The following is a 15044-nucleotide window of genomic DNA, read 5'->3' as shown; positions in this document are numbered from 1 at the left end:
CTTTAGCATCATGGCACCGGGGACGATCTTTACTATGGCTAATGAGCAGTATCGTTATTTGGAGAATCAAGGTGGTGGGAACCATTTGATTATTCGGAATGATGCAATACGTGGGGTACATTTTACTCAGAAAGAGTCAGCAATCACTAATTGGTATGACTCTCTCAGTTCTGAGGTTCGTGCCATGGTACGCCCTGTGGCCGATAACTTTGTTACAGGGGCCATCAATTCTAGTGTGTTAACTTGGGTTAATGAAGCAAATGAGGAGGTTAATAATAGCTGGCTTCCAACTGACATAAATAATTTTCCAGACGTTGCAAACGATGTGACTCAAGTTGTTCCAGGTGGAACAGCTCGTGCCTTTTCGCTCTCCTTAGCAGATGTAGTCCGCTTATCAGGTCCAGGCCGCGCCTTTCCTAACTCTACAGAGCGTATGTCTGCGAATAATGGACATTGGTTTTTACGTACTGGGGCAGACGCTCCAAATACGGCATGGTTTGTCCGCAGAGAATTTGGTGGTGGTTTTATGGGTTCGCATAACTGGCAAATGTTTGATCTAGTGCAAGGAGGACCACGTCCGGCCATCATCGTTCATCAATCGAATTAAAAATTACAAAAAATGTTCAATACGACAATACGATGTGTCGATATTGAACGTTTTTTTATGTAGGTAATTGATAATCGTGGGACTGGTCCGGTTTCTCTTAAACAAGAGTCGCAGTTTAAGGGAGCAACTGCTGGTGGTTTAACCCATGCTCATGCTGTGTTGACTTTAATGAGGATAGCACAAACAATGTGGTGAGTACCTCAGGCAACAAGGCTTCCTCAGCAGTGATTACAGCAAAGAATACGCTAGTATCCAGAACAGCAGTCAATAAGAACAAGAGGATTTGATTCAAAAATGAAGTCATCAGACAAAAAATGAAAGTGATAATCAGAAAAGTTCTTAAAAATTGTAACTCCAGCATCTTTTTCAAGGGGAAAGATATTTCTGGACAATTCTTGTTTTTTCCTAATCTCTTATCTGAAAACTTTTTCTGTTTGAAGAGTTGGCGCATCTGAAGTAAAATGAGGCCTATATGGGGCTTTGTAAAGAAAAATGCAGATAGCCTAAGAAAGGAGAGAGCTAAAATGGAAGAAGCAAAGTTATTCGAAAGGCAAGTGGCATCCTGTCCAGGAACATCGGAAACACTGACAAGACCCTTTTTCATGGACTTTATCGTAGAGAGAAAACAGACCGGAAAAGAAGCGAACGTGGGTTAGAGATTTTTTAGTGAACAGTCAATCTTTAGAACTTAGACTGATAAAGAAAGTTAAAAATTTTTTCGTCTTCTCTTGACATTTCTCGTAAAAAGGACTACAATCTTAAGATGAAGAAAGCGACTCGGGACAGTGGAAGCCGAGACTTAAAATGGCCCAAAATCATCGCAATACGAATGAAGTAAAAAATAAAGGTGGAACCGTGCATAGCACCCTTTGTCTCAGGACAGGTGTATTGCGCGGTTTTTATATTTATTTTATACGAGGAGAGTATTAATATTATGATGAATCCAGCAGAAATATTGTCTGCCACCATTCACCATGGACAAGAAAAGGTCAAACGACCGATGTTAGAAAAAGCGGTGCTTGGCTTTATTGGAGGAGCACTGATTTCGATGGGCTACTTGCTCTATATACGGGTTATTTCCAGTGTTGTTGATGAGTTAGGAAGTTTAGCTAGTTTTATCGGTGCAGCTGTTTTTCCTATCGGTTTGATTGTTATCCTGATGGGCGGAGGAGAGCTCATCACTTCAAATATGACAGCTGTTACAGCCTCGTTTTTTGCTAAAAAAGTGAAATTTTCAGATTTGCTCAAAAATTGGCTTGTTATCACTTTTTTTAACCTTTTAGGAGCTTTCTTTGTTGCTTTCTTTTTTGCTCATGTTGTGGGCTTAACTGCTTCAGGTGTATATCGTGAGGAACTCATTGTCATTGCTGATTCAAAAATTGATGCGACCTGGCTCCAAACCCTGGTCTCTGGTGTGGGCTGTAACTGGTTTGTTGGTCTTGCCATGTGGCTTTCTTACGGTGCCAAAGATGCCGCCGGAAAATTAATGGCGATTTGGTTTCCAACAATGGCCTTTGTTGCTATTGGCTTCCAGCACAGTGTGGCAAATGCTTTTGCTATTCCTGCAGCGATTTTTGAAGGCGGAGCAACATGGATGGAATTCATCCGTAATTTCAGTCTGGTCTATGTGGGGAATATGCTCGGTGGCGTCATTTTTGTTGCTGGTTTCTACTTCCTTGGATATAAACGCCAAATGAATGAACTTAATAAATAATAAGGAGAATTGAATGTCAAACAATAAATTATCATTTCAAGATATGATTCTGACTTTGCAAGTTTTTTGGTCCAAGCAAGGTGCAAACTTAATGCAAGCTTATGACGATGAGGTAGGGGCAGGAACGATGAGTCCATACACTTTCTTACGTTCAAACGGTCCAGAACCTTGGGCAGCAGCCTATGTGCAGCCTTCACGACGTCCAGCTGATGGTCGTTACGGAGAAAACCCCAACCGTCTTTTCCAGCACCATCAGTTTCAAGTGGTCATGAAACCTTCACCCAAAAATATCCAAGAACTTTATTTGGAAAGTTTAGCCGCGCTGGGTATCGATGCACTAGAGCATGACATTCGTTTTGTTGAAGACAACTGGGAAAATCCTTCAATGGGATGTGCCGGCATCGGCTGGGAGGTCTGGATTGATGGTCAAGAGTGTACGCAATTTACATACTTCCAACAAGTTGGAGGTATCGAAGTAGACTCAGTTACTGCAGAAATCACTTATGGTTTGGAGCGCCTAGCTACAGCCATTCAAGAAGTAGACAGTGTATACGATCTTGAATGGGGAAATGGCGTTCTTTACGGTGATATCTTCAAAGAACCCGAATATGAACACTCAAAATTTGCCTTTGAAGTTTCCAATCAAGAGATGCTTTTGGACCTCTTTAATCAGTACGAGGCAGAAGCGCATAAGCTGCTGGATTTAGGTTTGGTTCATCCTGCTTATGATTTCATCTTGAAGAGTTCTCATACCTTTAACTTTTTGGATGCACGTGGTGCTGTTTCTGTAACAGAACGTGCCGGCTACTTGCACCGGGTGCGTACAATGGCACGTAAAGTCGCAAAAACATTTATTGAAGAACGTGCAAAGCTCGGTTTTCCTCTCTTGAAAGACGAAGTTTTACGCGATAAATATCTGGGCGAAAAAGGGAAATATACAAAAATTCTAGAACAATTGGCAGAAGAACAGGAGGAAAAATAATGGCAAATTACTTACTCGAAATCGGCTTGGAAGAAATGCCGGCTCACTTGGTAACGCCTGCGATTAACCAATTGGCAGAACGCCTTTCAGATTTTTTGAATGAAAATCGCTTGAACTTTGACCTTATCCGTAAATTCTCAACACCACGTCGTTTGGCTGTCTTGGTGGAAGGACTTGCTGAAAGCTCAGAAGCCATGGATGAAGAAGTCAAAGGACCTTCTGCTAAAATTGCTAAAGATGCAGAAGGAAACTGGTCTAAGGCTATCCAAGGCTTCTCCCGTGGTCAAGGTTTGACACCAGATGATTTGGTGCTTAAAGGCGATTATTATTTTGCAAACAAGCATATTGCTGGTGTAGCAGCACAGGAGATTTTAGCAAAAGTTGGCGCTGAAGTCATCAGCAAGATGCAGTTTAAAACTTATATGAAATGGGGAAATAATAGCTTCCTCTTTGTACGTCCTATTCAATGGATGGTTTCTTTATTGGATTCAGAAGTGGTTCTTTTTGAACTTCTTGATGTGACTGCTGGAAACACAACACGTGGACATCGTTTCCTTTCAAACCAAGAAATTACCATTGAAAAAGCTACGGATTATGCAGAAGTTTTGAAGGCCAACTTTGTCATGGTTGATGCCGGAGCACGTAAAGCAGAGATCAGCAAACAAATCAAAGAAATAGCCATTGAAAACAACTGGACAGTTGAATTTTCGGACGAAAAACATGTTGAACTTCTTGAAGAAGTTAATAATCTGGTAGAATACCCTACAGCTTTCGTGGGAAGCTTTGATGAAAAATATCTGTCAGTTCCGGAAGAAGTTTTGGTGACTTCGATGCGTGATAATCAACGCTATTTTGAAGTTTATACTGCAGAAGGCAAGCTGGCTCCTCACTTTATCTCTGTCCGTAATGGCAATGCAGAAGGCATGGAAAATGTTATTTTGGGAAATGAAAAAGTTTTAGTTGCTCGTTTGGAGGATGCCGAATTTTTCTGGAAGGAAGATCAAAAGTTAAACATTACAGATCTGGTGAAAAAACTCGAAAATGTCACTTTCCACGCTAAGATTGGATCCATTACGGAACACATGGCGCGCACCAAAAAGATTGCTGCACACTTGGCAGACATCGCTCAACTGACAGAAACTGAGAAGGCAGATGTGGCACGTGCAGCAGATATTTACAAATTTGACCTTTTGACAGGCATGGTTGGCGAATTTGATGAGCTTCAAGGTGTGATGGGTGAAAAATACGCCCTCTTAGCAGGTGAAAATGCAAATGTAGCTGCTGCTATTCGTGAGCACTACATGCCAGTTTCAGCAGAAGGAGAGTTACCAAGTACTGCTGTAGGTAGTGTCTTAGCAGCTGCGGATAAAATCGACAGCATTCTTTCATTCTTTAGCGCTGGTTTAATCCCCTCAGGCTCAAACGATCCTTATGCCCTTCGACGCGCAGCACAAGGCTTGACACGTATCATTGAAAAATGCAATTGGCACTTTAACTTTACTGAGTTTATCGCTACACTTGACTATGCGAACAAGGAACAAGTGATTGACTTCCTTAAAGGTCGCGTGCAAAAACTTCTTTTGGATAAAAAAATTCGTCATGATATCGTTGAAGCAACGATTGCAGCAGACACAATGGATATCGCAAGCATGATGGAAGTTGCACCGATGCTTAATGACCATAAAGACGATATGCAGTTTAAACCAGCTATCGAAAATATTTCACGTGTCGTTAACTTGGCCAAAAAAGTGGAAAATACTGGAACTGTGGTTTCAGAACTTTTTGAAAATGAAGTGGAGCAGGAACTTTATGAAGTGACGGAGTTGCTTAAAGCCCAATGGTTTACCCTATCTGCCGCAGAAAAATATGACCTTTTGGTTAACAAAGCTGTGCCCGCAATTAACAATTTCTTTGAAAAGGTTATGGTTATGGCAGAAGATGAAAAAGTACGCAGCAATCGCTTGGCTTTACTGTCAGACTTATCATCGCTCACAGCGACAATGGCTGACTTTAGTTTAATCAATACAAAGTAAGGAGAATTTTATGGCAATCACAAACGAACAAATTGAACGTATCAACGAACTAGCCCGTAAACACAAAGCAGAAGGTTTAACAGAAGCGGAAACTGAAGAGCGTGCAAAATTACGTCGTATTTATCTTGACAGTGTGCGTGAAAATCTTCGTGGACAGGTCGAATCTGTAAAACTGGTGGATGAAGAAGGAAAAGATGTCACACCAGAGAAACTAAAAGATATTCAACGTGCGAAAGGTATGCGTGACTAAACATACTGGATGTGGGCTTGGCTTGTTTTTAATACACACGCATCATTGCGCCCAAGGCGCTAATGCTGAGTGTCTTTTCAGCCATCAATCAAAAAAGTACAGGTTTTAATCGATGGCGCAAGAGCTACTTCATAGGAGTGAGGGGAATTACTTTTAGTGAAAAATGTAAGAATTGGAATATCAAGATGGGCTATCTTCTATACAGTTTTGGCACTTGTCATAGGTCTTCTTGTTGGAACAGTGGATGCTTTGTTTGGGCGGGGCTTGCTTTTTATCACGGAGATACGTGATGCCCATCCCTTATATTTTCTTCCTTTTTTAGCATTGGCGGGTCTCGTGATTGTTTATACTTATCAGCATTTTGGCAAGGAAAGTCAAAAAGGTATGGGTTTAATTTTTGAGGCAGGGAATAAAGGACGTGAAAACATTCCCAAACGCTTGGTCCCCTTGATTATCTTTTCAACATGGCTGTCGCATCTCTTTGGAGCAAGTGTTGGCCGAGAAGGAGTAGCTGTACAAATCGGTGCAACAATAGGACATACCTTAGGTGGAAAACTCGCTTCTAAAGAAGCGCAGAAAGTTCTCTTAATTACTGGTATGGCTGCAGGTTTTGCAGGTTTGTTTCAGACCCCTATTGCTGCGACTTTCTTTGCTATTGAGATATTGATGGTGGGCAAGATAGAGTACATTGCTTTGTTTCCAGCCCTAGTTGCTTCCTATGTTGCCAGTACAACTTCCCATGCTTTGGGATTAGAAAAATTTTCCTTTGCGGTCAATACTGACTTAAATATGGATGCAATTACACTTTTGAAGCTTTTGGTGGTGGCCCTATGTTTTGGCTTAGTTGGTCGCCTGTTTGCCCAAGGCTTGTCCTTTATGAAAAGCTATATGATGCTTAAACTCAGCAATCCTTACCGCAGAATTTTAATCGTAGGTTTAATGCTGAGCTTGGGTTTAATTTTTATTCACTTAGACCGTTATGCGGGCTTGGGAACAAATTTGATTTCGATGAGTTTTAACGGTCAACCTATCAATGGTTATGACTGGATTTTGAAATTGCTCTTTACTGTTTTAAGTATTTCGGCTGGTTTCCAAGGGGGAGAAGTAACGCCACTCTTTGCTATCGGTGCAAGTCTGGGTGCAAGTTTGGCTCTACTCTTGGGTCTACCTGTTGGTCTAATCGCAGCAGCAGGCTATGTATCTGTTTTTTCTGCGGCAACAAACAGTTATTTTGCTTCGATATTTATAGCAGCAGAAGTTTTTGGCTATGGTTCGGTTCCATATATTTTGCCGCTTGTAACAATCGCTTACATACTTAATGGAAATGCTTCAATCTATGCTCAGGGCAAACTCAATTTAGAAGACTAAAAGAAGAATAAGGCGTGCTGTCTTATTCTTTTTTTATTGTCTATTAGTTACTGGAAGTAAGCATTTTTACCTAACAAAAATGAGGGAAATGATAGAATAGAATTAAAGAACGACATGAATTGGTAAAAGTACGAATTGTAGAAAGATTGGAGCAACTGTGAATATTGAAGCTTTACTGGAGAAAAAGGAGCAGGTGCAGATTGAGATTCTTCGGCAGTTGGTTTTGAAAAATGAAAAAATCACTGCTCAGGAGCTTAGTGATTGGGTAGGCTTATCACGCCCTTCAATAGAAAGTTACTTGGAGGATATCGCCTATCTGGGGCAGATGATGGGTAGGCCGATGAAGGTTTTGAGACAGGACAATAAAGTAATTCTGGAAATGGAAGAATCTCAGAGTTTAGATGAAATCATCAGTTTTTTAATTCAAGACAGTATAAAATATCGTTTGCTTCTCCTGTTTTTAGAGCAGAAAAACTACATGATTATCGATTTGGCTGAGGAATTACTTATCAGTGAGTCAACATTGTTTCGTAAAATAAAGGAACTCAACAAACTACTGGCTGAATTTGAAATACAAGTCAAAAACAATAAGCTTGTCGGAGAAGAAAGTCAGATTCGATACTTTTACTATCTTCTTTTTGACTCTATAAATCCGAAATTTCGACCAGATATGCTACAAGTTACAAAACTACAATCAGACTTTGTAACACAGCTGGAGGAAACCTTGAAGCTCAGTTTTTCAAAAAGTAGTCAGGATAAAATTTATCATTGGTTAGCTATTGCTGAAAAGCGACGATTGATAAGTGATATTCAGGTTACAAAATCCTTGAAAACCAAAGTAATTTATCAAGACGATCATCTGTATCAGTTGCTTGATTCGATTTTCTATCAAAAGATTTATGATAGTTATGCTAAGGACAAGTGCGAAACTATCTTTTTCTACAGCTTCCTTCTTTCATTTTTTATCTTAGACAAGGAAAGTTACTATCGGTTTGATATCTTTCGTAGTAAGAAGCTTCCGACAGTTTTGTTAAATATTTCTCTTAGAGAACGTATGCTGAAACATTATCGCCCAAATCGCTTGGGTTTTGAGGAAGAAAAAGCGATTAGCTATCAACTTGCACAGGTCAATAATAAATTTTCTTTTTTCCAAGGCAGTCTTTTTACTAGAAGTCAGGAATCTTTGATGTTGCGCAAACAAAATTGGGTAGATAAAAGTTTTCAAGAACTACTGGATGATTTAAAGCGTATTGCTTTACATTATATTCCCAAGGAACAAGATCTCCCAGAATTAATTTTTGGCTATAGCAATGCCCTTATGTTGTTGGAACTCTTATCCTCTCAAAAACTTATTGTGGCTTACGACTTGTCGGATACTCCGGCCTACCAGATTCCCCTAGAACAGTTTTTGAAGATTCGTCTCCGCGCGGTTGAAAAGATAAAACTGGAGCACTATCATGAGGGACAAAGCTATGATTTGCTTATTTCTAGCAAAAGAAATGACAGTCGAAAATTTGTCTATGTTCTTTCAGAATTTTCGGGGGATTATGATATTGAGCGGCTCATTACACACATAGAAGCTCTGAAAATAGAAAAACTTCAAACTAAAGCTATTCTCAATTGATAGCTTTAGTTTTTTTATGTATACTTTCAATTTTTTTAAGTTTCCCATAAAAAATGAAAGTATAGGAGACCATAAAGATGTTATAATATAAAACATAGAAAGCGTTTACAAAGGAGAAAGAAAATGACAGAAACTTCTTACATTATGGCAATTGACCAAGGGACTACAAGTTCAAGAGCTATTATATTTGATAAAAAAGGGAAGCATATCGGGAGTTCCCAGAAAGAATTTACACAATATTTCCCGCAAGAAGGCTGGGTGGAACATGATGCAAATGAAATCTGGAACTCGGTCCAATCTGTTATCGCAGGTGCTTTCATTGAGTCAGGTATTAAACCTGTTCAAGTTGCGGGAATAGGTATAACCAATCAGCGCGAAACAACAGTCATTTGGGATAAAGTAACTGGAAAACCTATCTATCATGCTATTGTTTGGCAGTCGCGCCAGTCAGCTGATATCGCAAACTCTCTTAAAGAAGCCGGACATGAAGAACTCTTTCATAAGAAAACAGGACTCATCGTTGACTCTTACTTTTCAGCTACCAAGATTCGCTGGATTCTTGACCATGTAGAGGGAGCACAAGAGCGTGCAGAGCGAGGGGAACTCCTTTTTGGAACGATTGATACATGGATATTATGGAAATTAACAGATGGTGAAGCGCATTATACAGACTATTCCAATGCAAGTCGTACCATGCTCTACAACATCCATGAGTTAAAATGGGATGAAGAAATTTTAGATATCCTCAATATACCTGCAGCCTTACTTCCAGAAGTCAAGTCAAATTCTGAAGTTTACGGCGTAACTAAAGGCTTTCATTTCTTCGGTTCAGAAGTACCGATTTCAGGTATGGCTGGAGACCAGCAGGCGGCACTTTTTGGTCAGATGGCCTTTGAACCAGGCATGATCAAGAACACTTATGGTACAGGTTCATTCATCGTCATGAATACAGGAGAAAAACCGCACATTTCTAAGAATAACTTACTGACAACCATTGGATATGGTATCAATGGAAAGGTTTATTATGCTCTGGAGGGCAGCATATTTGTCGCAGGCTCTTCCATCCAATGGCTTCGTGACGGCTTAAAGATGCTGGAGCGTGCAAGTGATTCTGAAGAAGTTGCACTTCAATCTACCAATAAAGATGAAGTTTATGTGGTTCCCGCCTTTGTTGGTCTTGGTGCCCCTTACTGGGATCAAGAAGCACGTGGTGCAATGTTTGGTCTGACACGAGGGACAACTAAAGAAGATATCGTTAAAGCAACCTTGCAGAGTATTGCGTATCAGGTTCGTGATGTTGTTGGTACTATGAAAGAAGATACTGGCATTGACCTATCTCTCCTCAAAGTAGATGGTGGTGCAGCAAATAATGAATATTTGATGCAGTTCCAAGCCGATATTTTAAATATCCCTATTCAGCGTGCAGGTGACTTGGAAACAACCGCACTTGGTGCGGCCTTCTTAGCAGGGCTTGCGGTTGGCTTCTGGAAAGATATTGAGGAACTCAAGGAGTCTTACGAACCAGGTAAAATTTTCCAAACACAGATGCAGGAAGAACGCAGGGAAGAACTCTATGCAGGATGGAAGAAAGCTGTGCATGCAACACGTGCTTTTAAATAACTGATAGACGATGACACAGGGAGATAAAAGGAGAGATAGAAATGGCTTTTTCTAAAAAAACAAGACAAGAAGCAATCAGGAAAGTTCAAGAGGAAGAACTGGATTTACTCGTTATTGGGGGAGGCATAACAGGTGCAGGATTGACTCTGCAAGCTGCAGCCGCTGGCATGAAAGTTGCCGTGCTTGAAATGCAGGACTTTTCAGAAGGAACCTCGTCACGTTCAACAAAACTTGTGCATGGGGGCATCCGTTACCTCAAAAACTTTGATGTACAAGTGGTTTCCGATACAGTTTCTGAACGAGCTGTTGTTCAAGGGATTGCGCCCCATATACCAAAACCTGATCCAATGCTTCTTCCCATTTATGACGATGAGGGAAGAACAACCTTTGACATGTTTTCAGTCAAAATAGCGATGGATTTGTATGACCGTTTAGCGGGTATAAACGAAGATTCTCCCTATGCCAACTACACCATTTCGCCAGAAGAAGTGCTCCGCCGTGAGCCGCTCATCAAGAAAAAAGGCCTGCAAGGTGCAGGAGTCTATCTTGATTTTCGTAATAATGATGCGCGCTTGGTTATTGATAATATTAAAAAAGCTGTCGAAGATGGTGCACAAGCCATCAGTAAGATGAAAGTCATTGATTTTCTTTATACAGACGGCCAAATCTCTGGTGTACGTGCGCGTGATCTATTGACAGATGAAATCATCGAAGTAGAGGCAAAGTTGGTTATTAATACCAGTGGTCCTTGGGTGGATAAGATTCGTTATCTGAATTTTACACGTCCAATCGTACCAAAAATGCGTCCAACAAAAGGTGTCCATCTCGTGGTTGATGCTGCCAAGTTGCCTGTGCCACAACCGACTTACTTTGATACAGGCAAGCATGATAAACGTATGGTCTTTGCTATTCCCCGTGAAAATAAAACCTATTTTGGTACGACAGATACGGATTATCATGGCGACTTTACCGATCCAAAAGTGACCCAAGAAGATGTGGACTACCTTCTGGATGTCATTAATTTCCGTTACCCTGAAGCACATATTACACTTGATGACATTGAAGCTTCATGGGCTGGCTTGCGTCCATTATTAGGCGGAAATTCAGGCTCAGACTATAATGGTGGTGACAACGGTGCAGTTTCCGAAACCAGTTTCAATGCTGTTGTTGAGGCTGTACTGCGTTATAAAAATAAAACAGCAACAAAAGCAGAAGTAGAGCATCTTTTGAATCATATGGAGTCGAGTCTTTCTGAAAAAGGAAGCGAGCCTTCATCCGTATCTCGTGGCAGCTCGCTTGAGCGCGAGAGCGACGGCTTAATCACCTTGGCAGGTGGGAAAATCACTGACTACCGTAAAATGGCAGCTGGTGCGATGAAGCTGATCTGCCAACTTCTTGAAGAAGATTTTGGGTTAAAATATGAGCCCATTGACTCTAAAAAATATCAAATTTCCGGAGGTGAATTTGACCCAGGAAAAGTAGAAGAAGTTGTTGCTGAAAATATGAAAGCGGGAGTGGAAGCAGGTCTCACAGAAGATGAAGCAAAATACATTGCAGACTTTTATGGGATGAATGCACTTAAAATATTTGCTTATGCTTCGGAAATGGCAGCTTATGAGGGACTCTCTTTAGCAGAGTCAGCGCGCTTACGCTATGCACTTGAAGACGAGATGATCTTGACACCTGTGGATTACTTGCTGCGTCGAACCAACCATATTCTCTTTATGAGTGAGGGAGTTGACGCCATCAAAGTTCATGTGGTAAATGCTATGTCTAATTTCCTAGAGTGGTCTCCTGAAGAAAAGGCCAATCAAGAAAAAGCTTTGGAAGCGGCCCTTCGTGAATCAAGCCTGTCGGATTTGAAAGCCTAACTATGCGCATAAGAAGCATTGTTCAATAAAATAGAAAAAAAGGAGTCAATATGCACTCAGAAATGATACAGTTACTTGGGGAATTTTTAGGAACATTTACCTTAATTCTTCTTGGTAACGGAGTGGTTTCAGGCGTTGTCCTGAGCAAGACAAAAGCAACAGGTGCAGGTTGGGTTGCCATCACACTTGGTTGGGGCTTTGCAGTAATGATGGGGGGTTACATTTCCGGATTTATGTCGCCTGCCCACCTGAACCCAGCAGTTACAATTGCAATGGCAATGATTGGTAGCTTTAGCTGGAGCTTGGTTTTACCTTATATTATCGCGCAAATGCTTGGTGCAATGGCAGCCAGTGTTATTCTTTACCTGATGTTCTATCCACACTATGCAGAAACCAAAAATCAAGCAGATATCTTGGGAACTTTTTCTACAGGACCAGCTATTCGTCATACCCCCTCAAACTTGATCAGTGAAATTGTTGGAACAGCAGTCTTAACGGCGGGTATACTTGCCTTTGGCCAGTATACCATTACGCAAACTTCTGGAGTTTCGCCACTCTTAGTGGGTGCGATTATCACAGCAATTGGTTTATCACTCGGTGCGACAACAGGTTACGCTTTGAACCCAGCACGTGACTTAGGTCCTCGTATCATGCACGCTATCTTACCTATCAAGGGCAAAGGAGATTCTGACTGGTCTTACGCATGGATTCCTGTTGTAGGTCCAATCATTGGCGGTAGCTTAGGTGCCCTTCTCTTTAACATGGTTATTCAATTTACAAGTAAATAAATTGAAATAATAGACAAAAGTAGAGTTAGACATAGATCTAGCTCTTTTTTTATGAAAAAAGTACCAGTAATCCTACAGTTTATGGGAATAAAAACTAAATAAAGAAAACGCTTTATTTTTCCTTGCTTTTGAAAATAAGAGCTGCTATATTACAAATATAACGAAACTAAAAGAAAAATTTTGGAGGAAACAAAATGTCGAAAAAAATAGTAGCCGTTACGGCCTGTGCTGCTGGAATAGCGCACACTTATATGGCCGCCGAGTCTATCGAAAAAGCGGCTAAAAAAATGGGCTATGAGGTCAAAGTAGAGACCAATGGAGCTATTGGAGCAGAGAATGTTTTAACTCCAGAAGAGATCGAAAGCGCAGATCTTGTGCTTGTTGCCTCAGACATTAAGATTGATCCGATTCGTTTCACAGGTAAGCCGCTTTATGTTACAAAATCTATTCCGGCAATTGAAGATTCTGAAGCCTTAATAAAAAAAGCATTCGCTGAGGCTGAAGTTTTTGGCAAGAAAGGAAGTAAAGTAGGGAATATTCAGATTGGTAATGATAAAGATAAGGTTACTTTTCTGACCCATGTGATGAGTGGTATTTCTTATATGGTGCCAATGGTCATCGCTGCTGGTCTTCTCCTTACCATTGCCAATCTCTATGCCTTTCAAAGAGACGACCTAGGACGTATTGTTAAGTGGGGGTTTGACAATACAACACAAATGGGCTTCCTTATGGAAAAACTCTTTTATGTTGGGCAGATGGGTTTTAAACTGATGATTCCACTATTTGCTGGTTTCGTAGCAAATTCCATTGCAGACAAACCCGCAATAGCTCCTGCCATGATTGGTGCTTATCTTGTTAATGATCCAGAATTTTTAGGAACTGAAGCAGGTGGAGGTTTTATTGGTGCTATTATTGTAGCTTTCATTGTTGGCTATATGGTCAAAGGATTGAAAAAAATAAAATGGCCTAAATTTGTTATGCCAATCGTGCCAATTATGATTATTCCCTTTATTGCAACAGCAGTTATCAGCTTGATTGTGCTTTATATCATCGGGAATCCAATCTCAGTGGGGATGGATGCTATGTATGATGGGTTAACCAACTTAAATAATAATTTCGCAGGTGCACCAATCATTATCGGAGCCATTTGTGGCGCAATGATTGGGTTTGACTTGGGTGGACCAATCAATAAAACGGCTTTGGTGTTTGGGACAGCAATATTTACCGATACAATGACAAAATATGGTATTGAAGGTGCAAACTTTGTACCCGGTACAGCAACACAAGCAGCGATTTCGGTAGCTCCCTTAGGTGTATGGTTGGCTACGATATTATTTAAAAATAAATTTTCAAAAGATGAAAAAATTGCTGCCAGTGCAGCCTTCGGTATGGGGATTGTCGGTGTCACTGAAGGAGCTATTCCATTTGTGGCAGCACATCCTGTACGAATGATTTTCTCAAACGTTGTAGGTTCAGCTGTTGCAGGTGGACTTATCTCAGCTACCGGTTCGAAATTTTATGGCGGTATCGGCTCACCTCTGGGGACCTTTATTGGTTATATTGAGCAACCGATTCCTTTTGTAACATGGATTTTGTGCGTATGTGCAGGTATTTTGACCACCGCATTATTGATTGGATTTACACGAGGTATTGAATTCAAAAAACCAGTAAAAGTTAAAGCAAAATAAGAAAGTGAATAAAGATGAACAAAGAAGTTTTTAATCAAGAACATATCCTTTTCGATGCAAACGCACGTACACAGGAAGAAGCCTTTGCAGTTATTGCACAGTTTGCACATTCTCTGGGCTTTGTGGGCAATGAAGCCGAATATTTTGAAGGCCTAAAACAGCGAGAAGCAGAAGCAACAACAGGCTTTAAAGACCATATCGCCATTCCTCATTGTAAAGATAAAACGAACTTAAAGCCGGGCATGTTTTTCGTTAGATTTGCCAATGAAATTCCTTGGAATGCTTTAGACGGCAAACCCGTAAAAGTCGCTCTGGCACTTACGATTCCTGAGGAAGGTGCGACTGAGCACTTGAAGTTGCTGAGCTTAATCGCTCGAAAACTAATCGATGATCAATTTCGTGAAGATATTTTATCAGAGAAAGACCCGAATAATCTGACTGCCGTTATAGATAAAATTGATTTTTAACTCAAAGGTCAAATCATCTTGATTTGGCCTTT

The 15044-nt window shown here is 40.6% G+C and carries 11 protein-coding genes and 1 pseudogene; all 12 read left to right on the top strand.

Going from position 1 to position 15044, the window contains the following annotated elements:
• A pseudogene (locus B4H39_RS05135) lies at window positions 1-607 on the top strand (hypothetical protein); the annotation flags it as partial.
• Between the two features lie 934 nt (window positions 608-1541).
• Window positions 1542-2321, top strand: coding sequence for a formate/nitrite transporter family protein (locus B4H39_RS05130; protein ID WP_202231063.1), 780 nt, complete (start codon window positions 1542-1544; stop codon window positions 2319-2321).
• 13 nt (window positions 2322-2334) lie between these two features.
• Window positions 2335-3303: a glycine--tRNA ligase subunit alpha gene (glyQ, locus tag B4H39_RS05125; RefSeq protein WP_286927532.1), complete on the top strand. Its 969-nt coding sequence runs from the start codon at window positions 2335-2337 to the stop codon at window positions 3301-3303.
• Window positions 3303-5336, top strand: coding sequence for a glycine--tRNA ligase subunit beta (glyS, locus tag B4H39_RS05120; protein WP_251422979.1), 2034 nt, complete (start codon window positions 3303-3305; stop codon window positions 5334-5336). The genes glyQ and glyS overlap by 1 nt, the downstream gene beginning before the upstream one ends.
• Before the next feature lie 10 nt (window positions 5337-5346).
• Complete coding sequence (locus B4H39_RS05115; protein ID WP_202231060.1) at window positions 5347-5586, top strand: DUF896 domain-containing protein; 240 nt, start codon at window positions 5347-5349, stop codon at window positions 5584-5586.
• Between the two features lie 156 nt (window positions 5587-5742).
• A complete protein-coding gene (locus B4H39_RS05110; RefSeq protein ID WP_251422982.1) occupies window positions 5743-6954 on the top strand; it encodes a chloride channel protein in 1212 nt (403 codons plus the stop codon).
• 157 nt (window positions 6955-7111) lie between these two features.
• On the top strand, window positions 7112-8578 hold the full coding sequence (locus B4H39_RS05105; RefSeq protein WP_202231058.1) for a helix-turn-helix domain-containing protein: 1467 nt from the start codon (window positions 7112-7114) through the stop codon (window positions 8576-8578).
• A 123-nt stretch (window positions 8579-8701) separates the two neighbouring features.
• A complete protein-coding gene (gene glpK / locus B4H39_RS05100) occupies window positions 8702-10198 on the top strand; it encodes a glycerol kinase GlpK (protein WP_251422985.1) in 1497 nt (498 codons plus the stop codon).
• 41 nt (window positions 10199-10239) lie between these two features.
• Window positions 10240-12069, top strand: a complete 1830-nt coding sequence (gene glpO / locus B4H39_RS05095) for a type 1 glycerol-3-phosphate oxidase (protein WP_251422988.1) — start codon at window positions 10240-10242, stop codon at window positions 12067-12069.
• 50 nt (window positions 12070-12119) lie between these two features.
• Window positions 12120-12857, top strand: coding sequence for an MIP/aquaporin family protein (locus B4H39_RS05090; RefSeq protein WP_251422991.1), 738 nt, complete (start codon window positions 12120-12122; stop codon window positions 12855-12857).
• 194 nt (window positions 12858-13051) lie between these two features.
• Entirely contained in the window at window positions 13052-14545 is a 1494-nt protein-coding gene (locus B4H39_RS05085) for a PTS fructose transporter subunit IIC (RefSeq protein WP_251422994.1), read from the top strand.
• A gap of 14 nt (window positions 14546-14559) precedes the next feature.
• Entirely contained in the window at window positions 14560-15012 is a 453-nt protein-coding gene (locus tag B4H39_RS05080; protein ID WP_251422997.1) for a PTS sugar transporter subunit IIA, read from the top strand.
• The last annotated feature ends 32 nt before the right edge of the window (window positions 15013-15044 follow it).

It is taken from the genome of Lactococcus sp. UBA7128 (assembly GCF_002492185.1).
In the GTDB taxonomy this organism is placed as follows: domain Bacteria; phylum Bacillota; class Bacilli; order Lactobacillales; family Streptococcaceae; genus Lactococcus; species Lactococcus muris.
Note: the sequence above shows the minus strand (reverse complement) of the source record. Positions and strands in the feature narration are given on the sequence as shown.